The 23,738-nt window shown below is 47.2% G+C and carries 20 protein-coding genes; 9 read left to right on the top strand and 11 right to left on the bottom strand.

Annotated features, from left to right (window positions below; genetic code table 11):
- Nucleotides 1–3: 3 nt before the first annotated feature.
- The 8 genes from FQV43_RS03195 to FQV43_RS03160 all read right to left on the bottom strand — a co-directional run bounded on the left by FQV43_RS03195 (nt 4) and on the right by FQV43_RS03160 (nt 9,672).
- A complete protein-coding gene (locus tag FQV43_RS03195) occupies nt 4–957 on the bottom strand; it encodes a Ppx/GppA phosphatase family protein (protein WP_146338838.1) in 954 nt (317 codons plus the stop codon).
- A gap of 18 nt (nt 958–975) precedes the next feature.
- The gene (locus FQV43_RS03190) at nt 976–1,521 is read right to left on the bottom strand and encodes a DUF501 domain-containing protein (protein ID WP_144274387.1); all 546 of its coding nucleotides are present in this window, start codon (nt 1,519–1,521) and stop codon (nt 976–978) included.
- Nucleotides 1,522–1,570: 49 nt separating this feature from the next.
- Nucleotides 1,571–2,089, bottom strand: coding sequence for a septum formation initiator family protein (locus FQV43_RS03185; protein WP_144274385.1), 519 nt, complete (start codon nt 2,087–2,089; stop codon nt 1,571–1,573).
- A gap of 169 nt (nt 2,090–2,258) precedes the next feature.
- A complete protein-coding gene (eno, locus tag FQV43_RS03180) occupies nt 2,259–3,536 on the bottom strand; it encodes a phosphopyruvate hydratase (RefSeq protein ID WP_144274383.1) in 1,278 nt (425 codons plus the stop codon).
- Nucleotides 3,537–3,663: 127 nt separating this feature from the next.
- Nucleotides 3,664–4,356: a lytic transglycosylase domain-containing protein gene (locus FQV43_RS03175; RefSeq protein ID WP_144274954.1), complete on the bottom strand. Its 693-nt coding sequence runs from the start codon at nt 4,354–4,356 to the stop codon at nt 3,664–3,666.
- Nucleotides 4,357–4,500: 144 nt separating this feature from the next.
- Nucleotides 4,501–5,121, bottom strand: a complete 621-nt coding sequence (locus FQV43_RS03170) for a MazG nucleotide pyrophosphohydrolase domain-containing protein (protein ID WP_144274381.1) — start codon at nt 5,119–5,121, stop codon at nt 4,501–4,503.
- 83 nt (nt 5,122–5,204) lie between these two features.
- Entirely contained in the window at nt 5,205–8,906 is a 3,702-nt protein-coding gene (mfd, locus tag FQV43_RS03165) for a transcription-repair coupling factor (RefSeq protein ID WP_146340376.1), read from the bottom strand.
- Nucleotides 8,907–8,997: 91 nt separating this feature from the next.
- Entirely contained in the window at nt 8,998–9,672 is a 675-nt protein-coding gene (locus FQV43_RS03160) for a TetR/AcrR family transcriptional regulator (protein ID WP_146338836.1), read from the bottom strand.
- Nucleotides 9,673–10,003: 331 nt separating this feature from the next.
- Here FQV43_RS03160 and FQV43_RS03150 point away from each other — a divergent pair, with 331 nt between their 5' ends.
- The 3 genes from FQV43_RS03150 to FQV43_RS03140 all read left to right on the top strand — a co-directional run bounded on the left by FQV43_RS03150 (nt 10,004) and on the right by FQV43_RS03140 (nt 14,231).
- A complete protein-coding gene (locus tag FQV43_RS03150) occupies nt 10,004–11,506 on the top strand; it encodes an amino acid permease (RefSeq protein WP_144274379.1) in 1,503 nt (500 codons plus the stop codon).
- Between the two features lie 118 nt (nt 11,507–11,624).
- On the top strand, nt 11,625–13,100 hold the full coding sequence (glmU, locus tag FQV43_RS03145) for a bifunctional UDP-N-acetylglucosamine diphosphorylase/glucosamine-1-phosphate N-acetyltransferase GlmU (protein ID WP_146338834.1): 1,476 nt from the start codon (nt 11,625–11,627) through the stop codon (nt 13,098–13,100).
- A 150-nt stretch (nt 13,101–13,250) separates the two neighbouring features.
- Nucleotides 13,251–14,231, top strand: a complete 981-nt coding sequence (locus FQV43_RS03140; protein ID WP_144274375.1) for a ribose-phosphate diphosphokinase — start codon at nt 13,251–13,253, stop codon at nt 14,229–14,231.
- 92 nt (nt 14,232–14,323) lie between these two features.
- On the opposite strand, the gene FQV43_RS03135 is transcribed toward FQV43_RS03140, so the two are convergent.
- Nucleotides 14,324–16,000: an AMP-binding protein gene (locus tag FQV43_RS03135; protein WP_146338832.1), complete on the bottom strand. Its 1,677-nt coding sequence runs from the start codon at nt 15,998–16,000 to the stop codon at nt 14,324–14,326.
- A gap of 246 nt (nt 16,001–16,246) precedes the next feature.
- On the opposite strand from FQV43_RS03135, the gene FQV43_RS03130 reads away from it, so the two are divergent.
- From FQV43_RS03130 to pth (FQV43_RS03115), 4 genes are all read left to right on the top strand, one after another.
- Nucleotides 16,247–16,915: a DNA alkylation repair protein gene (locus tag FQV43_RS03130; RefSeq protein WP_246846948.1), complete on the top strand. Its 669-nt coding sequence runs from the start codon at nt 16,247–16,249 to the stop codon at nt 16,913–16,915.
- A 255-nt stretch (nt 16,916–17,170) separates the two neighbouring features.
- Nucleotides 17,171–17,800, top strand: coding sequence for a 50S ribosomal protein L25/general stress protein Ctc (locus tag FQV43_RS03125; protein ID WP_146338829.1), 630 nt, complete (start codon nt 17,171–17,173; stop codon nt 17,798–17,800).
- A gap of 184 nt (nt 17,801–17,984) precedes the next feature.
- Nucleotides 17,985–19,250 carry an MFS transporter gene (locus tag FQV43_RS03120; protein WP_146338827.1) on the top strand — a complete coding sequence of 422 codons (1,266 nt, stop codon included), beginning with the start codon at nt 17,985–17,987 and terminating at the stop codon, nt 19,248–19,250.
- 38 nt (nt 19,251–19,288) lie between these two features.
- Nucleotides 19,289–19,852: an aminoacyl-tRNA hydrolase gene (gene pth / locus FQV43_RS03115; protein ID WP_146338825.1), complete on the top strand. Its 564-nt coding sequence runs from the start codon at nt 19,289–19,291 to the stop codon at nt 19,850–19,852.
- Between the two features lie 6 nt (nt 19,853–19,858).
- Here the strand turns inward: pth (FQV43_RS03115) and FQV43_RS03110 are convergent, their stop codons facing one another.
- Complete coding sequence (locus FQV43_RS03110; protein ID WP_146338823.1) at nt 19,859–20,143, bottom strand: hypothetical protein; 285 nt, start codon at nt 20,141–20,143, stop codon at nt 19,859–19,861.
- Nucleotides 20,144–20,168: 25 nt separating this feature from the next.
- Nucleotides 20,169–21,272 (bottom strand): nitronate monooxygenase, encoded by a 1,104-nt coding sequence (locus tag FQV43_RS03105; RefSeq protein WP_246846947.1) that lies wholly within the window; start codon nt 21,270–21,272, stop codon nt 20,169–20,171.
- A 49-nt stretch (nt 21,273–21,321) separates the two neighbouring features.
- Between FQV43_RS03105 and pth (FQV43_RS03100) the strand changes: the two genes are divergently transcribed.
- The gene (pth, locus tag FQV43_RS03100) at nt 21,322–21,966 is read left to right on the top strand and encodes an aminoacyl-tRNA hydrolase (protein ID WP_246846946.1); all 645 of its coding nucleotides are present in this window, start codon (nt 21,322–21,324) and stop codon (nt 21,964–21,966) included.
- A 116-nt stretch (nt 21,967–22,082) separates the two neighbouring features.
- Entirely contained in the window at nt 22,083–23,720 is a 1,638-nt protein-coding gene (locus FQV43_RS03095) for a peptide chain release factor 3 (protein WP_144274363.1), read from the top strand.
- The last annotated feature ends 18 nt before the right edge of the window (nt 23,721–23,738 follow it).

Genomic DNA, 23,738 nt, shown 5'->3' with positions numbered 1-23,738 from the left:
TCACTAAACTGAATGCGCAAGCTGCGCAATGATACCGTCCAAAATATCTTTTTCCGAGATAACAATCTGAGAAACCTGAGTACGCTGTTTTATTAGCTCAATGATCCCATTGATAACCACGCTCCCACCAGCAATAACATCCGCCCTTCCAGGATGAATCACCGGATGGGTCGCACGCTGTGTATTAGTCTCTGCAATAAGCTGCGTAGTAATTACACGCAATCCGTCCAACCCCAATCGTGAATCATGGATAGCTCGCGCATCATATTCTTCTAAGCCCATTGCAATAGCACTCAAAGTAGTAAAAGTACCTGCACAACCAACAAAAGTACGTGCCTGCGCAATAGGCACCACCTCAACTACTTTTTCTAACTGCTCCTGCACATATTCAGCAGCTATTTCCACTTCAGTCTCAGTTGGTGGATCACTACGCATAATTCTTTCAGTCAAACGCACACAACCCATTTGGGCAGAATAAGCGCCAAGAATATCACCGCTAGCAGTCCCGACGATAAACTCAGTGGAACCACCACCTAAATCAATGACACAAAACGGCCCATCTTGTGCGTCAAGATCTGCAACAGCTCCTTGAAAAGAAAGCTGTGCCTCTTCTTCACCGCTAATTACTTCTGCACAGGAACCATCATCAATTTCAGATAGGAGTTGTCTGGTCATAGCGAAAAACTCATCGCGATTGCTTGCATCCCGTGTCGCTGATGTTGCTACCATGCGCACTTTTTGCACATTCTCTCGCTTCATGATCTCTACGTACTCGCTTAATGCTTCACGAGTACGTTCAAGCGCATCTGAGGATAATTTTCCGCTCGCATCCACCCCTTGCCCAAGACGCACAATGCGCATTGTCCGAAACACCTCATGGACACCATTTTCATCAACCTCAGCGATGAGGAGACGAATAGAATTAGTACCACAATCTACTGCTGCTAATCGCGTCATCTTCTCTACCTCTATGCTCTATGCGTGGCTAAAATCAAATTGTGCCAGATCAATACCTAACTCAGCGCAGCTAGGCCATTGCTCATCAATAGCACTGCCACGCAATTGACCATGATCAGCAGCAAGTGCCACCGCCTCCGTACCGAGTCTAAAATGCTCCGGCCCCTCAGCAAGTGCATAGGCAATAAGAACATGGAGGCATTTCACGCGATCAGGCATTCCTCCCCCAGAGAAAGTAGTACCCAAATCTGCTATGGCATTGCGTTTTTCAAGAAAAAACTCATGCGCACGACGATAATCAGCTGCCAAATCTGTATCTTCCGCCAAACGCTGGGTCATCCATACCATGACACCGGCGACCTCTAAGCGTGAGGCTTCAGCAGTTAAACGTGGATCAGTGAGGTAATACAGCGTTGGGAATGGGGTACCGTCGTCTAGCTTGGGAGCTGTTTTTACGACCGCTGGTTGTCCGTCGGGAGTCCGATAAGAAATATCGAGTACGCCTCGAGGAGTTCTGCCTAATTGCTGCGCGACAATATCTAAATCATGTGGACTTACACTCATAGCTGCCATTGTGTCATGAGTAGCAGCGCTAATTCTATTCGGCTAGGAATCAAGGCGTCTCAGTAGGCATAATTGGCAAGTTCATTGGTTCTGTGGCAGTTTCTTCCTGCGGCTGATGTTTTTCTGGAACGGTAACGCTATCCCATAACAGCTCGTACCACGGTTGAGTTGCATCAGCGTGTTCTGTGCCCACTTTTTGATCTTGATTCTGTGCCTGAGGAGGTTCAATAACCCTAAAAGCAGTTTCCCCAGGGGCAATGACACCAAGTTGGGTGCGAGCTTGCTCACGAATATAAGCCTCAGACTGATATTTTTCTATCTGCTCGATGAGCTGTTTTTTCTGCTCTTCTTTTCGCTCAATAGCAGCACTTACGCGCGCAATCTCTGCTTTCTGCTGTAGATGATTACGTAGCGGACTAAAAATTAAGAAAAGAACAATGATAGAAACGACACCAAGGATGATTAATTCACGCACAGAAAGCTTCACTTTGGGCAAAGCCACTTTAGCTCTGTTTTTGCGGGTAGAGCGATTGACCACTGGAACAACTCGCCGTGAATTTCTTGCCATAGATTTTCTATTCTACTGATTAACACCATGATGTCACGCAACAACGCCTAAGACCTCGCACTAAGAAAATCGAGGAACTCTCAAGGCGTTATTGCGTTTGTTTTAGTTATATGGATCACCAGTGTGGTGCTCCATATAACATTATTCCGCCAGCTTTACCTGTAGAGTTTTACCCTTGGAACCGTGGGAAAGCTGAACGACCTGCATATACAGCCGCGTCACCAAGCTCTTGTTCAATACGAAGAAGCTGGTTGTATTTTGCTACGCGCTCGGAACGAGCAGGCGCACCAGTTTTAATCTGACCGCAACCAAGAGCCACTGCTAAATCTGCAATGGTGGTATCTTCGGTTTCACCAGAGCGGTGCGACATCATTGTGCGATAACCATTGCGATGCGCAAGATCAACAGCATCAAAAGTTTCACTCAATGTACCAATCTGATTTACTTTCACAAGCAAAGCATTGGCAGCTTTTTTATCAATTCCCTCTTGTAAACGCGCAGGATTGGTCACGAAGAAATCATCACCGACAATCTGTACTTTGTCGCCAATGGCTGCAGTAAGGGCGGTGTAGCCTTCCCAATCATCTTCTTGAAGTGGATCTTCGATAGACACGATTGGATATTGCTCAATAAGTTGTGCATATACTGCCGACATTTCCTCAGCACTGTGCTCTCCACCCTCGAAGTGATATTTACCATCGCGGTAAAATTCCGACGACGCGACGTCGAGAGCAAGGGCAATATCTTTGCCTGGCTCAAAACCAGCTTTCTTAATTGCCTCCATAATGAGGTCAAGGGCTGCTTTTGTGGAATCAACAGAAGGGGCAAAACCACCCTCATCACCCAAACCAGTAGATAGTCCCTGTGCTTTGATAACAGACTTTAAGCTGTGGTACACCTCTGCACCCATACGCAATGCTTCCGCAAAAGACTCAGCACCAATAGGAGCAATCATAAACTCCTGCACATCAACACCTGAATCGGCATGAGCACCACCATTGACGATATTCATCATCGGCACAGGCAAAATATGAGCATTAGGACCACCAATATAGCGGTAAAGTGGCAATGCAGCACTATCAGCTGCTGCTTTAGCTACAGCCATCGAGACACCCAAAATAGCATTAGCACCCAGGTTTGATTTATTCTCAGTGCCATCAAGCTCAATCATGAGACGGTCAATCACGCGCTGATCATCTGCCTCAACCCCTGCAAGCTCATCAGCGATTTTCTCATTGACATTCTCTACTGCGCCCAATACGCCTTTCCCCTGATAGCGCTGCCCACCATCACGCAACTCATGTGCCTCATGCACACCAGTCGACGCACCTGATGGAACACCAGCAACACCATGAGAACCGTCGTCAAGGAATACCTCAGCTTCAACAGTTGGGTTACCACGAGAATCCATGATTTCTCGCGCAAAAATATGCATAATCTCTGCCATAAGTTATCTCCTTAAATTTTGTATATTCACTCTCACACAACAGCATAAGCTACAGCATGAAAGCACCCTCATCTATTTTAGACGTACTTATGGCACAGCGTGGTCTATCGAGCGATAACTACAATCATCATGATGTTGCTGGTTGCGCTAGAGCATACGCAGCAGCAGCATTACGCACCTTAATCAGGTATTCCTCAGACATATTATAAGACTGAACTGCACTTACCCATCCTTGAGCAGTGGATAAATCACGATTGTCGCACAACAAATATGCAGCGCCTAATGCAGCATCATCAATCTGATTAGGATCAGCAACTCCATCACCATTGGCATCACGACCATAGCGTTGCCATGACTCAGGAATAAATTGCATAGGACCTACTGCACGGTCATATTCACTATCACCATCTAGTTCACCGCCATCGGTGTCTGCCACTGAAGCAAAACCTGGTGAACCGTCGAGCGGCACGCCAATAATCGGTGGTAGTACATAGCCATTCTCATCAATAGAGCGATTATTGAACAACTCACCAGAATAGGTTCCATGTCGAGTTTCCACATAGCCAATTGCTGCCAAAGTATTCCAACTAATATGACACTCTGGCCAAGATTGCGCAGCAATAAGTTCAGCATTAGCATAAGCACGCAAAGCGGCAGTGGGAATTGAAGTCTCAGCAGCTAATGGATCAGCCCAAAAACCTAATTTATCAGAGGTACGACCTGGTGCTTCAACGTCAATCTCAGGAACTTCGCTACCTCGCGCAGGGGGCACATCTTCTGGGACTGGTTGTAATTGCCTGATGGGTGCTTCGCCTTTCATAAAAGACAATGACCAACCAACAAAAGAGATAACCACGATGACAGCAAGAATCGATATTACTCCAAACCCAACTACGCGACGCACACTGCTCCTTATCTTTCCCTGACGCTTACCTAATATCTACCCGTACTGATACCTACCCGATTAAGATTTCTCAGATGCTTTCCCAGCAGCCCATAACCTGTGTTGCTCCGACTCGGGAACAAGGGTATCGGTGCCGTCAAATAAATAAGGAGCACGTGAACGCATTTTTTCCACATAGCTAGCTGCAACATCAGCAAAAGAAAACGCACCTCGACGAGCCGCAATCTCTGCATGAAATAATACCTGGAGCAAGATGTCACCAAGTTCTTGGCACAATTGCTGGTCACTGCTGCGATGCCTAATAGCTTCAATGACTTCTTGAGTTTCTTCTTCTAGAAAAGGAATAAGAGACTCATGGGTCTGTTCCTGCTCCCACTCACCTATTTTGACGGCTCTTTCCATAGCCGCAACTGCTTGTCCGATACTATCTGCACGACTTGGTACTTCAATAAGCTGGGCCCCTTGTGCAAGAGCTGCACGCACCTCAGGTGCCCACTCATCAGTGCTCACGAGCAGAGTACCCAAATCAGAATAATAAATATCTTTGTGCAAAAACTCATCGAAATCCCACCGAACTTTCACTGGAACTTCCGTAGTGAACTGTACTTTTCCACGTAACTGTGCAATGACCGAATAAGGAATCATCGTTGGCCAACGCGGATCAAGAAGCAGAACAATCATAGGTACTATCCTAACCATTGAATAAGCTGCAGGAGTAAAAGTGAAAAGAAAGATCACACAGTGCCCCTGACAGGGGCTATCACTTAACGCTGTCGCGCGCTAATAATCCTCTTAGATCTTTTCGCTAAAACACTATCGTCAGTATGGTCACCAGATGTTACTGCTCGGCTTTCGCCACTTCTCACATCAATCTTTTCCATATCAAACATCGTCGACAAGAAATCAGCCACCCACTGCACTAGCTCACTATCACGCACATGAGGTGCAGTAATAGTGGAGCCTGCCCGAGGAATAGCTATATTGATAACCTTTGCCACCGAACGATAATTAGCCGAAGGATACAGGCGTTTGAGACGCACTTGTTTAGAATCTGCAAGTTCCACTGAGTGTATTTTTATCCGTCCACCTTGTACGCCAATATCACTGATTCCTGCTTTTCTAGCCAAAAGACGTAATCGAGCAACTTCTAATAGACGCTTTACCTCTGGAACAAGCGGACCATAGCGGTCAGTCATTTCCTCAATAACGCCGCGAATATCATCTTCGTGATGGGCAAAAGCACATTTCCGATATACCTCCAATCGCAAACGCTCAGCGTCGATATACGATTCTGGAATATGAGCATCCACTGGAAGATCAATGCGGATCTCTTTCGGCGCATTATCAGTAGCATCAATGGCTTTACCTGATAATAGGCCACGATATGCTTCTACTGCCTCGCCAACAAGACGCATATACAGATCAAAGCCAACCCCTGCAATATGCCCTGATTGCTGTGCGCCAAGAACATTGCCAGCACCACGCATTTCTAGATCTTTCATTGCCACAGCCATACCTGCGCCTAAATCATTATTTTGGGCAATCGTCGATAAGCGATCATAGGAGGTTTCGCTGAGCGTATGTCCTTTAGGGTAGAGAAAATATGCGTATCCTCGCTGCCTAGAACGCCCAACACGCCCACGCAACTGATGCAACTGAGAAAGACCCATATGGTGCGCATTCTCTACGATGAGAGTATTAGCATTGGCAATATCAAGACCAGTTTCCACAATGGTCGTACACACTAAAACATCAAACTCACGATTCCAGAACCCTTGGACTGTTTGCTCCAGGAGTTCTTCACTCATTTGCCCATGCGCAATCACAATGCGTGCTTCAGGAACTAACTCACGCAAATAACGAGCAGTTTTCTCAATATCGGCAACTTTATTGTGCACATAAAATACTTGACCATCACGCAACAGTTCGCGTCGAATTGCTGCCGCAATCTGTTTATCCTCTTGGGCACCAACATAGGTAAGAATGGGATGACGATCCTCAGGAGGGGTCAAAATGGTAGACATTTCTCTAATGCCAGCCATAGACATCTCCAAAGTACGAGGAATGGGGGTTGCCGACATAGTCAGCACATCAACGTGCGTACGCATCGCTTTAATGTGCTCTTTATGCTCCACACCAAAGCGCTGCTCCTCATCAACAATGATTAAGCCCAGATCTTTCCACCGCACCCCTACCTGCAATAGCCTATGAGTACCGATGACAATATCGACACTACCGTCGGCAAGCCCAGCAATAATCTCTTTAGCTTCTTTATCAGAGCTAAACCGCGATAATCCCTTTATTGACACAGGAAAACCCGCCATACGCTCGCTAAAGGTCACTAAATGTTGCTGCGCAAGCAATGTAGTAGGAACCAAAACTGCCACTTGCTTGGCGTCTTGCACTGCCTTAAAAGCTGCACGCACCGCAACTTCAGTCTTGCCATACCCCACATCCCCCACGATCACTCGATCCATAGGTGCAGGTTTTTCCATATCGGCTTTCACCGCCTCAATGGCCAACATCTGATCTTCGGTTTCTACATAGGGAAAATTATCTTCTAGTTCTCGTTGCCACGGCGAATCTTGACTATAGGAATGCCCTGGTGCGGCTTGTCGCTTAGCATAAAGCTCAATCAACTCACCAGCGATTTCTCGTACTGCAGCACGAGCTTTTTTCTTGGTATTCTTCCAATCTGCACCACCCATTTTTGATAGTGAGGGCTGTTCTCCACCAACATATTTACTGAGCATATCCAAGGAATCCATGGGAACATACAGTTGATCTGCTGGTTGCCCGCGTTTACTAGGCGCATACTCCAACACAATATATTCACGTCGAGAGCTCGTCTCGCCGGTGTTAATAGTGCGCTCAGTCATTTTGAGAAAACGCCCAATACCGTGTGTCTCATGCACCACATAATCCCCGGTCTGCAATGCTAATGGATCAACTCGGTTGCGTTTCTTTGCTGGACGACGCTTAGCCCCTGCAATATCCCCCACTCGATTACCCGTGACATCTGTCTCAGTAATAACAACCAAAGGCAATGACTGTTCTGGCATCTCTTGCTGCGCAGACTCAACACTAGCAATCCGCGAAAACACCACTCCTGCATGGCTAAGCGCTTGATAAAGGGTCACTTCTCCTGGGCGCGGCTGCTCGCCAGCATGAGCGATTCTGGTTGGAATTCCTTTTTGCGCAAATCGCTCCTTCATGCGCTTGATTACGCCCTGTGCGGGAGCAATAAAAGCTGCTCGACCTCCCGCTGTGGTGTGTGCCAGCAATAGACTCATCATCTCGTCGATTTTGGCGAGTTCTCCTCGAGGAGCAGGTGCCGGAGTAAAGTCAAGCGGGAGTGTGTGCTCTTCTGCAGCCTCTAACATTCCAGGCGACGCAAACGTCCACCATTTCTTTTTTCCTTGCTCGGCTATATGCGTCAAAGCAGCATAGGACAGATAACTACTCGCTGATAAGTCAAGGTTATCTGCTGCCAGTGGGGCATCCGCTCCCATTGCCGCTGCTTCCCATCCTGCTGCGAGAAACTCCTCGTCTGTATTTTTAAGATCTTCGATACGTCGACGGATTTTTTCTGGGTGCACAGCAATGATATGTGTTTCTGCTGCCATGAGCTCAATGAGCGAAACCAAAGGAGCCTCTGTTAAGGCTGGTATCAGTGGTTCCATGCCTTCCACAGGTATTTTGGCAGCTATCTTGTCCAAGAGTTCTACCAGTGTGGGATTGGACGAATATGTGCGCGCTAACTCTTCCGCACGCTGGGCAATATGATCATCAAGTAGCAAAGCACGTGCGGGATAAATCTCTACCTTGCACGGGGTAATTTCTTCAAGAGTGCGCTGATCTGCCACTGAGAAAGCACGAATGTCAGTAACTTCATCACCCCAGAACTCAATGCGTAGAGGGTAATCGCTTGTAGTGGGAAAGACATCAATGATGCCGCCTCGCGTTGCGAATTCACCTTTTTTCGCAACTAGATCAACGTGCTTATAGGCTGCATAGGTCAATTGCTCAGTTAAGCTGGCAAAGTCATATTCTTTCTCTTGTTCAATGACTACTGCCTGGTAGCAAGCGGGGTCATTAAGAACCGGTTGGCTTAGGGCTCGTGCCGAGCTCACTACAATCTGATAGTTGTGTAGTTTATCGAGTACCTGTGCTCGTTGCCCTATGATATCTACCCCAGGGCTAAGGCGTTCATGCGGTAGTGTCTCCCATGCAGGGAATAATGCAACGTTTTCTCCTACCATTGCTGCTAGTTCTGCAGCAAGATCCTGGGCTTCACGTCCAGTGGCGGTAAGGACCAGAATGGGATTTTCTTGAGCTAGTGCTGCCAAAGCCCACGGACGTACTTGATCAATAGCTGTGATATGGAGTGAGGAAAGGTGGGTTTGACTGAGCAAACCTTGTATTTTGGCATCTGTTGCTGCCACTTCAAGTAAACCAGCGAGCATAGCAGGTGATGTGGACACGAAAATAGATCTCCCTTGTACGCGATTATCTACCTAATAGATTCTCTATTGAGCTTATGAGTCTGTTCGAGTTTTATGAGCTCGATTTAACCGATTGCGTCCCATCCTCATCAGCTTGAGGGGTTTTGAGTTCATTGAGGCTGAGTGTAGGTTGTGCTTCTAGCCCGGATAGTCCGCGCCAACATAAGTTCACGATATGTGCTGCTACGTCTTCTTTGGAAGGGGCATCGTCGTTGAGGCGTTCATCAAGCCACCATTGTGCTGTCATCGCAACCATGCCCACTAATGCTTGGCTATACAGTGGCGCATAGTCAGGGTTAAGACCAGAACGCTCAAAGGATTTGGCTAATAAGTAAGATGTTTGTGCAACTGCTTCATTCAGGAGGGTGGAGTATCGTCGTTCAGCGTGTAGCCCCATATCGCGCGCTAGGATCTGGAATCCATCTGTGTCAGTTTCCACGTAGCTCAATAATGCTAATGCTGCTTTTTCGATGCGTTCGCGTGAGCGCCCTTGGCTAAGTGACTCGGTGATAATTGTTTCTAGATGTAATAATTCACGGTCGACGATTACCGCGTAAAGGCCTTCTTTGCCACCAAAATGTTCATAGACAATTGGTTTGGATATGCCAGCACGAGCAGCGATTTCTTCTACGCTTGTGCCGTCGAAACCGCGTTCTGCAAAAAGTTCTCGCCCAATACCGATTAATTGCTCCCGACGTTGTTTGCCGGTCATTTTATGTGAACACATCTTTACCCCTCACGCTGCCACGGGCACCTTAAAACAAAAATACAGACCTTCTTACGTGTATATATGCTACACAAGTAAGAAAGTCTGCTTTCGGGCTTCCCTGCCAGGACTCGAACCTAGAATGACGGTACCAAAAACCGTAGTGTTGCCGATTACACCACAGGGAAAAATTGAAGATGCGATTAGGTAGCTATAGTTACGTGCTAACTAAAGTTCTTCAACAGGTCACTAGCATACAACACAGACTCGTACTTTGCGAAAATACCTGTAAAGACCACAAAAATACGGAAAATTTTTTGTTCAATCCACTTACTCACGCTATCTTTTAATAATGGTAACTACTGCAGGAATTGAAGCACACGACGCTACTGCCCCACGGTCACACACAGTAAAAATGTGGTCACTTGTGGGCATTATTATTGGTTCCTGCATTGGTGCAGGTATTTTCTCGCTCCCACAGAACATCGCTTCTGTCGCTGCACCAGGAGCAATGCTCATTGGTTGGTTTATTGCAGGTATTGGAATGCTCTCTGTTGCTTTCGTATTCCACATTCTTGCTTATCGTAAACCGCACCTTGATTCTGGGGTTTATTCCTATGTGCGTGCCGGTCTTGGTGATTTTATTGGTTTTGTCTCTGGTTGGGGTTATTGGCTAGGCAGCGTTATCGCACAGGTTGGTTATGCCACCCTATTCTTTTCCACAATTGGGCATTACATTCCTTTGTTTGACGAGGATCATCTTTTCTCCCAAGCAATTGCAGTGTCTATTCTCACCTGGGTTATTTTCTTCGGTCTTACTCGTGGCATTAAACAGGCTGCCATGATGAATGCCATCACAACTATTGCAAAACTTCTTCCTATTTTCTGCTTCATCATCTTCGTTGCATTCTTGGGTTTTTCCTGGGACACCTTCACCCTGGATTTCTGGGGTAAGGCTTCTGGCACCGATGTATTCCACCAAGTCAAAGGAATTATGCTTTTTACAGTGTGGGTGTTTATCGGTGTGGAAGGCGCTAGCGTTTATTCCAAACAAGCTCGTACTCGCGCTGACGTCGGTAAAGCCACTTTCATTGGGTTCTTTACGGTATTGGTGTTACTGGTCAGCATTGCTACTTTGTCTTTTGGGGTACTTTCTCAACAGCAGCTAGCTGCACTACCAGATAATTCCATGGCAGCAGTGCTAGAGGCAGTAATTGGTCCGTGGGGTGGCGCACTTATTTCTTTGGGACTGTGTCTGAGCGTGCTAGGTGCTTATGTGTCTTGGCAAATGTTATGTGCTGAGCCAATCGTACTCATGGCTCACGACGGGCTTCTGCCACGTAAATTAGGTAAAACTAATCCTAATGGTTCGCCGTGGGTAGCCCAGTTGATTTCTACTATCACCATTCAGATCTGGGTGATTGTTTTCTTCTGCAATGAGACTACCTATATTTCTATGGTGCAACTTGCTACCATCATGTACCTGTTGCCTTACATTTTCTCTGCACTCTATCTCATTTTGCTTGCAGTACGAGGTAAAGGTTTTACACACCCTCACGCTGGTACCCGTTTTGATGATTCGGGTCCGCGTATGACCGCTCAGGATAATAAGCGTCATCTGCTCATTGGCACTATTGCTTTTGCCTATTCTTTATGGCTCATTTATGCAGCTGATCCCAAGTATGTTCTTTTTGGTGCAGTTGCAGTATTACCTGGTCTTATCCCTTATGTGTGGACGAGGATTTATCGAAAAGAACAGATTTTTAATCTCTTCGAATGGATCATCGTCGCAATTATCATCATTGCTGGTCTGATTGCTGTGATCGGCTTATACACTGGTTCTCTCTATCTTTAACCGAAGCCGTACGCAGACTATTGCAGACTATACGGTACTGCTTGAGCGTCGATAAGCACTAAGAATGGATTTGAGATTACACTGGTGCCACGTAGTCTAATCACAATATAGGAGTTTTATACTCGTGAGTAATTCGCCTTGTGCTGTTATCGTACTTGCTGCCGGTGCCGGCACCCGTATGAAGTCAAAAACACAAAAAACACTGCATAGCATTGGTGGTCGTAGCTTATTAGCACATTCATTGTATGCGGCGGCGGGGATACACCCTGAGCGCATTATTACAGTTATTGGGCATCGTCGAGAGCAAGTGGCACCCGCGATCGACGATATTTCCACTGAGCTAGACATCCATATTCATACTGCCATTCAGGAACAACAACACGGCACTGGTCATGCAGTGCAATGCGCAATGGAACTCTTAGCTGACTTCCACGGCACCATCATGGTAACTAACGCAGATGTTCCGCTACTACGTTCTGAAACACTCCAGGATTGCCTGACCCATCACACCACTACGCACAGCGCAGTAACCGTGATGAGTATGCACGTTGAGGATCCCACTGGCTATGGCAGAATCATTCGCACCAACGACGGCACTGTGAGCGCTATCGTGGAACAAAAAGACGCCGATGAAGCCACCCGCGCCATTAAAGAAGTCAACTCTGGTGTTTTCGCTTTCGACGCTGATGTATTGCGAGAAAATCTACAACACCTCACCACTGATAATGCTCAAGGCGAGTTGTACCTCACAGATGTTCTTTCTATTGCACGCCAACAACACAAAACTGTGAGCGCATTCTGTGCACCTGACCATAAAGAACTCGCTGGTGTTAATGATCGGCTACAGCTTGCGCATGCAGCAAAGGAATTGAATCGCCGTACCCTCGCTGCTGTAATGCGTGGCGGAGCAACTATTGTCGATCCAGAATCGACGTGGATTGATGTAACGGCAACAATTGGTAGCGATGTCACTATTTATCCTGGTACCCAAATACTTGGCAATAGTGTGATTGGTGATGAGGCTGAAATCGGTCCAGATACTACATTGCACAACATGACTGTAGAGACTGGTGCGCAGGTTATCCGCACTCATGGTCTAGATTCACACATCGGTGCCCATGCACAGGTAGGTCCTTTTACCTATATTCGACCAGGCACTACCCTTGGGGAACGTGGAAAACTTGGCGGATTCGTCGAAGCGAAGAATGCTTGCATTGGGGCTGGATCTAAAGTACCGCATCTTACCTATATCGGTGATGCGACTGTGGGTGAAGAATCAAACATTGGTGCCTCTAGTGTCTTTGTCAATTACGACGGCGTCAATAAGCACCACACTGTTATTGGCAATCACGTACGTACTGGTTCAGACACCATGTTTATCGCCCCAGTAACAGTTGGTGATGGGGCTTATTCTGGCGCTGGAACTGTTATCCGTGACGATGTCCCACCTGGAGCACTAGCAGTATCTGGTGGTAAACAGCGCAATATCGAAAATTGGGTCATGCGCAAACGCCCTGATACCCCTGCAGCTCGTGCCGCTGAAGATGCTCAGGAAAAAGGAATTTTCACTGAAGTAGGTGACGAGAAACAGTAAAACACCTTGCACTAAATGCGTTATGGTTTTTCTCTCTTAGCGCAGGCAGTATAAGGTTAGAAATAGTTGTGCTTGAAACTCACACAATGTATCCCACTGGAATCTACGAATCTGGCGTGGGTTCCACATTAGGAAAGGTATCTTTCGCACATGACCAGCAATAACTGGACTGAGAACCACAAGAATCTCATGCTGTTCTCTGGTAGAGCACATCCTGAGCTTGGCGAGGCAGTGGCTCGTGAGCTTGGGGTTGCTTTGACCCCGACCACCGCGCGGGATTTTGCTAATGGTGAGATTTTCGTTCGTTTTGAGGAATCTGTCCGTGGCTCTGACGCCTTTGTGTTGCAGTCACACACCCAGCCCTTGAATAAATGGCTCATGGAACAGCTCATCATGATTGACGCGCTCAAACGTGGCTCCGCTAAGCGCATTACCGCAATTTTGCCGTTTTATCCTTATGCGCGCCAAGATAAAAAGCACCGTGGTCGTGAGCCTATCTCTGCTCGACTCGTTGCTGATTTGCTCCGCACTGCTGGAGCTGATCGTATTGTGGCAGTGGATCTCCACACTGATCAGATTCAGGGATTCTTCGATGGTCCTGTTGATCATATGCACGCTATGCCTATTCTGACTGATTACATCAAGCAGAAGTATTCCCTCGATAATATCGTTGTGGTTTCCCCCGACGCAGGACGCGTAAAAGTTGCTGAGAAATGGGCAAATACCCTTGGGGATGCGCCTATGGCTTTTGTGCATAAGACTCGTTCTACCGATGTTGCTAATCAAGTTGTTGCGAACCGCGTTGTTGGTGATGTTTCTGGTAAGACAGCAGTGCTCATCGACGACATGATTGACACAGGCGGAACTATTGCTGGCGCTGTAGGGGTACTGCGCGATGCCGGTGCAGAAGACGTTATCATTGCTTGTACTCATGGTGTTTTCTCCGACCCTGCTAAACAACGTCTTTCTCAATGTGGTGCTAAGGAAGTAATCACCACGGATACTTTGCCACAATCAACCGAGGGTTGGGATAATCTCACAGTATTGTCCATCGCACCGCTACTAGCTAAGACTATCCATGAGATTTTTGAGAATGGTTCTGTAACTAATCTTTTTGAGGGTCAGGCATAACAGTTTTCTTCCCCATAGCCCAGTAGTGCGAAAACGGCATAAAGATTCATCATCTTTATGCCGTTTAATTGTTATCGGATGTTAAGCGCTTGCTATGTAGCAGAAGGCAGTTCTCGCGCTACCACTTTTCCAGTAGCATTGCGTGGCAATTCTGCCAGCCAATGCACATCACGAGGAACAGAGTGTTCTGCAAGGTTTTGTCGTACCCACTCCTGCACAGAGTTTTCTGTCAATGCTAATCCAGCTGGTGATTCTTCCCGAACCACATAAGCTGCAATTCTTTGGAATGTTTTATCGTCTTCTACGCCTTTGCAGTAGACGTCGGAGATGCCTGGCATACTGGTCAGACAATCAATAACAGACATTGGATACACATTTTCGCCACCGACGATGATCATATCGTTATTGCGACCAAGCACTTGTAGGCGGCCACCTTCATCGCGGTATCCTAAATCGCCAAGATCGACAAGTCCGTGGCGGTAGGTGATTTTATCGCGTTTATTAGCGTATCCCACTAATGTCATGGCATTGCGCGCGTGGATGATGCCAATTTCGCCGTCTTTTACTTCATTGCCTGCTTCATCCAGGATCTTGGTAATCGTGCCATGCGGAGTATGTCCAGCACATAGTGGATTAGCAACAAGATCTTCTGGTTTAGCCACAGAAACTGCAGTAACCTCAGTGGAACCATAGATATTAGATAGGATCGGGCCAAAAAGATCGTGGATCTTTTCCACTAGATTTACGGTGAGCGCATTTCCAGCATTAGTTAAAAATTGCACAGAAGAAACATCATATTTCTGCACATCAGGCAATTCGACCATAGCCTTCATGAACACTGCAGAGGTAAGCACACCTTGTACCTTGTGTTTTTCAATGGTGCGCATGACTACTTCGGGCTCAAAAACACGCTGAGTAATAATAGTTGCGCGGGTGGCCAGGCATAGGTTAATACAAGCCCATCCCCACACATGGAACATTGATGCAGTCATTTGCATACGCATTCGTGGTTTCCACGGTCCACTGCTCAAAATACTAGAAACTAATGCCACTGGGAATCGTGGTTCATGCAGTACAACGCCTTTAGGAGTGCCGGAAGTACCGGAAGACATAAGCACAATACGCCCCTGGCGTGGACGTAATGGGAACTTCACTGCCTTTTCGTTTGGTGCGTCGTCGATAAGCTCGGAGATATGTGCCCAATCTCTATGTGGGAGTCGTTTGCCGTCTTGGGTCCAAGTAAGGACCACTTCAATGTCGTCAAAATCCTCTGGTAGGCGCGACTCGAACTCCTCGTCGATAAAGAGCATATCGATCTTGTGCTCTTTGAGGCTGTCGAGGAGCTGTTTTGGTGAGGAGCCAACATTGAATAGATATGTGTTATAACCGATGAGTCCTTTGGGGACCAGCGTGTATAAGAAACCGCGACTATTGCGCGCCATAAGGGCGATGCGGGAGTTTTTATCAATTCCTTTGCAATAGAGTGTGCGTGCTATGGCACGTACGTCATCGCGCAATTGGCTGTAGGTTAGTTCTCCGTCATCGTCAATGAGTGCAATGCGATTGCCGCTAGAAAAAGCAGAAGTTTCTAGCTGGCGTGCTGAAGTAAAGCCCCAGCGACAGAAATCAAGAACGAGTTTTCCTAATGCTTGAGGACCATCTTGTGCACCTAAAACACCGGATGACCATAAAACTGGTATGGCTTTGGCAATGTCAACTAAGTCTCGTGGCACAGTTGCAATGCGTTTTACCACGTTTAATGGATTCAATCTTGTTCCTTTCCCCTTGCTTATTCTGCACTATGGGTATGTGTTAATTCTTAAGTTACACCAAGATAACAATTTTAACAGAAATAACATTATTCACTATATTAACTTTTGCAAACATAAATGAATAATTTTAATGACATAACATTAAGAAAAATACTATAAAATACTTTCTTCAACAAAAATAGCTTAAATCATGTGAATAATACCCTGATGACCACGCACCACTAGCACAGAAAAGAAAACGCAGTGACAACCAAACCAACACCACACAAAAATCTCACCACCCTGCGCCATATCCTCAGCGATCTACGCAACGAGGATAATGCCCTCACCATGCACACCTATATGCGGGAACAATTTGCATTTTTCGGCATCAAAACGCCACAACGCAGAGCAGCAACAAAAAACTTCCTCACAGAACTTACCCAAACAGCGCACCAGGCCGGCATAGACCGAAACTTTGTCGAACTATGTTTTGCCCAAGAAGAACGAGAGTTTAGCTATGTTGCCTGCGATTATCTAAGAAAAGCCCCACTGGGCACTAGCGACATCGACTGGCTAGCCGATATCGTCACCACCAAATCCTGGTGGGATAGCGTCGATGCGCTCGCTGGTATTATCGGAACATACGCCACAGCTAAGCAAATGCAACAGTGGGCACAAGAAGAAAATACCTGGCTACGTCGTGTAGCAATCATTCATCAACTAGGACGCAAAGAACACACAGACACCGCACTTCTTGCTTTTTGCATTGAACAATCATTGGGCAGCACCGAGTTCTTTATCAATAAAGCAATTGGTTGGGCACTGCGCGATTATGCCAGACATAACCCTGATTGGGTACGCAGTTTCCTTGACACTTATCAGGAAGAACTTGCCACGCTATCACTGCGTGAGGCAAGCAAATATCTGTGAATATCTCTAGCAGGTACTATTTTGAGTTTTAGAGCTAAGAATGCTATATTTACACAGTCTCGGCGAGGGCTGAATTATTTTAGCCGTTATCGACGCGATTGTATTTTCCTTTGCAATACCTGCGAAGACTCAGCCAAGACAGATGTCTAGATAGTCTCATTCGTAGGTTTTTCTTGTTTCTCGGCTTATAGCATCGAGCGCAATCCTTATGAGACTCTTGAAACTTATAGTCATAGAAGTTTATAGGAGTTAAAAATGGCTCAGTACCCTACTATCAGCGCTAAAGCGCGTAATGAATTTGGTAAAGGCGCTTCCCGACGCCTCCGCCGCGCAGGTTTCGTACCAGGTGTTATCTACGGATCAGAGGTAGAGCAACCCGTTCACTTCGCAGTCGACATTCTCGAGCTTCACGCTTTGCTTCGTGCTCAGGGCGTTAATGCTGTTCTTGAGCTCGACGTCGAAGGTGAAAAATACCTCACCATGGTCAAGAGTGTGGATCAAAACGTATTGACCTTCAACGTTGATCACGTCGATTTGCTTACCATTAAGCGTGGCGAAAAAGTTGAGGTTGAAGTTCCAGTTGTTATCGAGGGTGAAGTTGCCGCAGGTGCAATGCTTGTTCAGGATGCTGACGTTATCCTCGTTGAAGCTGACGTACTCTCTATCCCAGATGAGATTACTTTCTCTGTTGAAGGCATGGACGTAGACAGCAAGGTAACTGCTGCCGACCTCACCATGCCAGCAAACACTACTCTTGTCGCAGATCCTGAGACTCTTATCGCGTCCATCAACCACGAAGAGGTCGCTGAGGAACCTGCCGACGAAGATGCTGAAGCAGAAGGCGCAGAGACAGAAGAAGCCGGCGAAGAACAAGGCGAAGAGTAAAATTTTCCTTTTGCGTTTACGCTTGCGCAACGCTTACCTCCCCGCACAATTCAGGAAGACTGTGCGGGGAGGTTTTGTTTTCTTAATAGGTTAATGGGACAGTCTCTAGCAATGATGGACAATGATGGACATAGAAAGCAATACCAATTAGACTATAGTTATTATCGTTCTAGATAGGCGGCCCATGACAAATCACGCACATAATTTTTACCGCACCGCAATCGGACTTGCCCTCAACGCTTTTGCGAGCCGCAGCATAAGCACCGGTGTGCTACTTGTGCTTTTAATAGAAACAAGTTTCTCACAAGCAGTCCTTAACACGGCTCTCATAGCGATCATTACATTATGTGTTGCACCACTTGGCGGCTTGTTGAGCGACAGATTCAACGCTCGATTATGTTTCTTAGGCATCTCAATCTGTGACGCGCTGATATGCGTAGCTTATGCCCTTTGTCTTGGAAATCAGACTCCACTCACGACGGTTCTTCATATACTAGCCGTCGCTACGGGTGCGCTAGGGGCATTCGCCTCCCCTAATCAACAAGTTGTTCTTGCCCATATCACCGATTCCGCAGGCAGGGCACAAAAAATTGCTCGAACAAGACTCTTGATTAACATTGCTCGGGCAATCGCACCCGGTTGCGCAAGTCTCATTCTCACGGCTTTATCAACCCAATTTTTCTTTTATATTTTTAGCGCACTCTACTGCTGCTCAGGCATACTCGTATGCCTTGTTTCCCACAATGAACTACAAAGACCTACGCAAAACGCAAAGGAGAACAAAAGCACTTTTCGCGCGTCGATAGCGTATCTTCGCTATGCAACATGGTTTGTTATTCTTGCAATCACCTCCGCTGTCCAAGCTGGTGCATGGCTTGCAGGTTTTCGATTAGCCACAGCGGACTACTTCCTCAGCGCTTTTCACTCACCACAATTATGGGGATACATACTCTCTACTTTTAATGTGGGGCTACTCCTGGGAAGTGTACTGGCACAATATCTCAAGCTAAAAAATGATATTTTCTGGGCTCTCGTTTTTCCTGGATTATTAGCACTACCACTCACTCTTTTTTATGGCACACACGCCCTACCACTATTTTTTATCAGTGCTTTTCTTGCCGGCATCCTTTTTGATTTCACAATTATCTATGGGCAAAGCGCAATCATCGACGGCATACCACGCCCAATTCTTGGCACTGTTTCTTCTTTTTCTTCCTGCTGCGAACAAGCCGGAATCGCCAGCGCGTACCTTGCATTATTTATTTTTAGTGAACATAGCTCACATACTTTCATCCTTTCTTGCATAGTGTGCACCGTTACCGCAACGATCTGTGCGCTGATCATCACCCGAATTCAGTTCACACGCAAGGCTAAAACTCATGCTGCACATATACCACACCCCTGGGTCGCACGTTCTTGGGCTCAGACTTATTCCAATACTTATGACTAGCTTTTGCATCTGAGAGTGTCCTTGGCACAATAAGTGATATGAATGCTCCTGCCTCATCTTCTCCTTTCCTTATCCTAGGTCTTGGTAATCCTGGGGAAAAATACGCACGAACCAGGCATAATGCTGGGATAATGCTTCTCGAGGAGCTCCTCGAGCGCACCACGCCAACAGCGCAATTATCCTTGCATAAGCGCTCGAATACCCTTATTGCGCAAACTAGCTTGAGTGGTCAGCGCGTTATTCTTGCCAAAACTCGTAGCGCCATGAACCTCTCTGGCACCCCGCTACACAGCCTTGCTGCATTCTTTAGTATTCCCCCTGAACACATTATTGTGCTTTTCGACGACCTAGAGCTGGATTTTGCCCAGCACAGGATACGGCTGGGCGGTGGCGATCATGGCCACAATGGTTTGCGCTCTATTAGTAAAGCACTCGGCACTAAGGACTATGTGCGAGTCGGTCTTGGCATTGGTAGACCACCAGGGCGCATGGAAGTGTCGCGCTTTGTGCTGCAAAACTTTAGCAAACAAGAAACAGCGCAGTTACCTATTCTGTGTGCTGATGCTGCGGATAGCGTCGAAAGTTATCTCAGGAACACCTAGGCCGACTTAGCGCAAGCGTGCTTCTAAGAGCATGCTTTGCAGTGCTGCATCATCAAGGGTCAGGGCATTATTCTTCTGTAAATAGCGCAACACTGCTGGGCAGGTACTACACCGTGGACATGAGCGGCAGCATTTCTTTTTTAATGCTGGTGCACCACTCAACAAAGTACGTACTTTGAGCAGCTCACTGTGCTTTTTATTCTTCTTATGTTTTTTCTTTTTATGCCCACTTTTGTATAGGTCTTTATAAGGATTGTACGCTTTACGCTTTGTGTTAACCTTATGACCCATGACCCTGATCTTAGCTTACCCTAGGCTAAAAAGATAACTGCGCTAATCCCTGGCTTAATTCTGCGACGATCCCTGCTGCATCTTGCGCAGCCAATGAATGCACGTCCTCGCCGACAAGGCAATAGGAAAAATCAGGGTGTGAACGCAAAGGCTTGAGCATAACAGAAAGATAAGGATAACTCGGTGGCAACTGCAGCTGACTGCGACTAAAAGTAGTAGCCAACCCCCTGGCATAGCGACCAGAAAAAGCTCTGCTGAGTATGGTTTCCCCACCTTTTTCCAGCAGTGCTCGGTTGTCGGCACTCGTTCCAGCCTCGGTAGCAAGGAGAAATACGGAACCACACGATACTGCCTGCACCGCGTTAAAAGCGCATAGCCGAGCAACATCGCAAGCATTGCGCACCCCACCTGCGGCAATCAGTGGGATTGTCGCATTGGTTATCTCCGCTACTGCCGGGAGCAATTCAGCCACAGGCATAAAAGCTGGTTCTGCTGTCATCGACCACGTTAATTGATGCCCACCTGCTTCTTTGCCTTGCACAATAAGAGCGTCAGCACCATTTTCTTGCGCTTGGCGTGCTTCTTGCGGGCTAGTCACTGATACCCAAGCATAAATACCTACCTCATGAAGCTGTGCAATTTCGCTCGGTGTGAAACTACCAAAGCTACTAGAGACAATACGAGGACCATAGCCCTGGGCGCGGGCATCAAGCACTGCGGCGAACTTATCGTCAAATTCATTGGAATAGTCAAGAGCACGCGGCGTGGGTACTACATACTCAGTATCGTCATCGTCTGTGCAAGTGCTATGCGCATGGGCATAAGCGTCGGCAAGCACAGGAGCAAGAGCTGCAATAGTATGTGCACTGACCTCTTGTTCTTGGCGGCAGAAGAAATTGACCCCATAATGCCCTGGGGTTCCTTGGCTTAGCTCACGCAATTGTTGCATATTAGCTACCAGCTGCGCAGCACTGATATTTCCTGAAGCAAGAAAGCCGAGTGCGCCTGCTTGGGTAACGCTATGTACTAAATGTGGAGTGGACGGACCACCTGCCATTGGTGCAGCAATAATGCGTGCCGTCTCATTGCCACCTACTTGCTCTAAAAACGATGCAGCTGTTGTATGCACTATCAATCACCCTCAGCAAACCCTTTAATAAAAAATATGCGATTATGGAATGATGTTTTCTCGCCAATCCTTAACACAATTTTTACAGAAACTATTTCGCCCTGCCACCACGGATGCTAAGCAGCGCCGACCTGAGTGGTTAGTGATTGGCTTGGGTAACCCTGGTGAAGAATATGAGACAACCAGGCATAATATGGGCTACCTGTGCGTCGATAAGCTCTTGGAAAAAGAGGGACTTGGGCTAGAAAAGCACAAGAATGCGCCAGCGTGGACAGCGCAACTCATGGTAGCCGACACTCCCGTGCTGCTCGTTCGTTCTACAACATATATGAATGACTCCGGTAAAGCAGTGACAGCGCTGGCTCATCACTATGATATTGCGGCTGACCATATCATTGCGGTTCATGATGAACTGGATATAGCTGCAGGTGTGGTGCGCATTAAAAAAGGTGGCGGTGAAAATGGGCATAATGGCTTAAAATCTATTTCGCAGCTGCTAGGCACCCGCGACTATGTGCGGATAAAAATGGGCATTGGCAGACCAGAGCGCGGCACAAGCGTAGTTGATTATGTACTTGAGGAATATCACGACAATAAACAAGTAGAGCAAATGGCAACTTTGGCAGCTCGTGGGGTGCGTGCAGTAATTAGCGAGGGTATCGCACAAGCACAAAATGATATTCACTCCCAGTAAAAGCTAGCGGAAAAGGCGAAGATATAGACCCAAGATATAGAACCAAAAAGCAGCGTTGAGCTGTTGTTGAGGATTGATTCGCCACAGTGGTAAGACACGAGCTATCCTTGTTCTTTATGAGTTCAGACACTTTAGCGCAAGCGAAACGCCGCCGTACCTTTGCTGTTATTGCCCACCCCGATGCTGGTAAATCCACTCTGACCGAGGCATTAGCACTGCACGCACACGTTATCGCCGAGGCAGGTGCCGTGCATGGTAAAGCTGGGCGCAAAGCCACTGTGTCTGACTGGATGGATATGGAAAAAGACCGTGGTATTTCCATTGCCTCCTCGGCTCTGCAGTTTGAGTATGCTCCTGCAGATCATCAGGGCGAACCATTCATGATTAATTTGGTGGATACCCCTGGTCACGCTGACTTTTCCGAGGATACCTACCGCGTCCTTACCGCTGTGGATGCTGCAGTTATGCTTATCGACGCAGCGAAAGGCCTAGAACCCCAAACCTTAAAGCTCTTTAAGGTGTGTAAAGCCCGTGGACTGCCCATTATCACGGTGATCAATAAATGGGATCGACCAGGTAGGAGCCCGCTGGAACTGGTTGACGAGATTGTGCAAGAGATTGATCTTCAACCTACCCCCCTTTATTGGCCAGTAGGCGAGGCTGGTGATTTTCGTGGTCTTGCGCGTATCGACGCAGATGGTCAAGCGCAACAGTATATTCATTTCTTGCGTACTGCTGGTGGTTCTACTATTGCCCCTGAAGAACACTATGCACCACAACAGGCACAAGAAAAAGAACAAGAAGTGTGGGATAGTGCGGTAGAAGAAGTAGAATTACTCGCTGCCGACGGCGCCCTGCATAATCAAGAACTGTTCTTAGAATGCACTACTTCCCCACTTATCTTCGCCTCAGCAATGCTGAACTTTGGTGTGCACCAAATTTTAGATACTCTGTGTGCACTTGCCCCTGAGCCGGCCGCAAGAACTAGTGATGAGAAGGCCATTGCTGCTGCCACAAGTGCTATCGACGAACGCCGCAACATTGACGACGAGTTCTCTGGTGTGATCTTCAAGGTACAAGCTGGAATGGATAAGAATCACCGAGACTCCCTTGCATTCATGCGTGTGGTATCTGGCGAATTTGACCGTGGTATGCAAGTAACTCATGCCCAATCTGGGCGTAGTTTCTCCACTAAATACGCACTGACTGTATTTGGTCGCACCCGCTCTACTGTGGAAACAGCGTTTCCTGGCGATATTGTTGGCCTGGTCAATGCTGGATCCCTTGCCCCAGGCGACACTATCTATGCAGGTAGAAAAGTACAATATCCACCTATGCCTCAGTTCGCACCAGAGCATTTCCGCACGCTGCGAGCTAAGAGCTTAGGAAAATATAAGCAATTCCGCAAAGCTCTTGATCAATTAGCCGCTGAAGGCGTGGTTCAGATTTTGCGCAATGATGCTCGTGGTGACGCGGCACCTGTTATGGCTGCGGTGGGTCCGATGCAGTTCGAGGTTATGCAAGCGCGAATGGAAAATGAATATAACGTAGAAACCGTAGCAGATCCCATTCCTTATTCCGTTGCTAGAAGAACTACTGCCGCCACAGCTACAGAATTAGCAAAACAACGAGGTGTAGAAGTTTTCACTCGTACCGACGGCGAGTTAGTCGCGTTATTTGGCGATAAGTGGAAACTTTCCTTTATCGAAAAAGAGCATCCAGAGTTTGAGCTTTTCCCTATGGTCGCCGACTAAAGTAAACACACTCAAGGT

The sequence above is a fragment of the Corynebacterium sp. sy039 genome (assembly GCF_007904105.1).
Lineage (GTDB): Bacteria > Actinomycetota > Actinomycetes > Mycobacteriales > Mycobacteriaceae > Corynebacterium.
The sequence above is the reverse complement of the archived record's forward strand: the minus strand, read 5'-3'. Positions and strand labels throughout refer to the sequence as shown.

What these genes read in the sequence shown, in the direction of transcription:
- FQV43_RS03195 (WP_146338838.1), bottom strand. Translation starts at nt 957, where the DNA reads ATGACGCGATTAGCAGCAGTAGATTGTGGTACTAATTCTATTCGTCTC.
- FQV43_RS03190 (WP_144274387.1), bottom strand. Translation starts at nt 1,521, where the DNA reads ATGAGTGTAAGTCCACATGATTTAGATATTGTCGCGCAGCAATTAGGC.
- FQV43_RS03185 (WP_144274385.1), bottom strand. Translation starts at nt 2,089, where the DNA reads ATGGCAAGAAATTCACGGCGAGTTGTTCCAGTGGTCAATCGCTCTACC.
- eno (WP_144274383.1), bottom strand. Translation starts at nt 3,536, where the DNA reads ATGGCAGAGATTATGCATATTTTTGCGCGAGAAATCATGGATTCTCGT.
- FQV43_RS03175 (WP_144274954.1), bottom strand. Translation starts at nt 4,356, where the DNA reads ATGAAAGGCGAAGCACCCATCAGGCAATTACAACCAGTCCCAGAAGAT.
- FQV43_RS03170 (WP_144274381.1), bottom strand. Translation starts at nt 5,121, where the DNA reads ATGATTGTTCTGCTTCTTGATCCGCGTTGGCCAACGATGATTCCTTAT.
- mfd (WP_146340376.1), bottom strand. Translation starts at nt 8,906, where the DNA reads ATGCTCGCTGGTTTACTTGAAGTGGCAGCAACAGATGCCAAAATACAA.
- FQV43_RS03160 (WP_146338836.1), bottom strand. Translation starts at nt 9,672, where the DNA reads ATGTGTTCACATAAAATGACCGGCAAACAACGTCGGGAGCAATTAATC.
- FQV43_RS03150 (WP_144274379.1), top strand. Translation starts at nt 10,004, where the DNA reads ATGGTAACTACTGCAGGAATTGAAGCACACGACGCTACTGCCCCACGG.
- FQV43_RS03140 (WP_144274375.1), top strand. Translation starts at nt 13,251, where the DNA reads ATGACCAGCAATAACTGGACTGAGAACCACAAGAATCTCATGCTGTTC.
- FQV43_RS03125 (WP_146338829.1), top strand. Translation starts at nt 17,171, where the DNA reads ATGGCTCAGTACCCTACTATCAGCGCTAAAGCGCGTAATGAATTTGGT.
- FQV43_RS03120 (WP_146338827.1), top strand. Translation starts at nt 17,985, where the DNA reads ATGACAAATCACGCACATAATTTTTACCGCACCGCAATCGGACTTGCC.
- pth (WP_146338825.1), top strand. Translation starts at nt 19,289, where the DNA reads ATGAATGCTCCTGCCTCATCTTCTCCTTTCCTTATCCTAGGTCTTGGT.
- FQV43_RS03110 (WP_146338823.1), bottom strand. Translation starts at nt 20,143, where the DNA reads ATGGGTCATAAGGTTAACACAAAGCGTAAAGCGTACAATCCTTATAAA.
- pth (WP_246846946.1), top strand. Translation starts at nt 21,322, where the DNA reads ATGATGTTTTCTCGCCAATCCTTAACACAATTTTTACAGAAACTATTT.
- FQV43_RS03095 (WP_144274363.1), top strand. Translation starts at nt 22,083, where the DNA reads ATGAGTTCAGACACTTTAGCGCAAGCGAAACGCCGCCGTACCTTTGCT.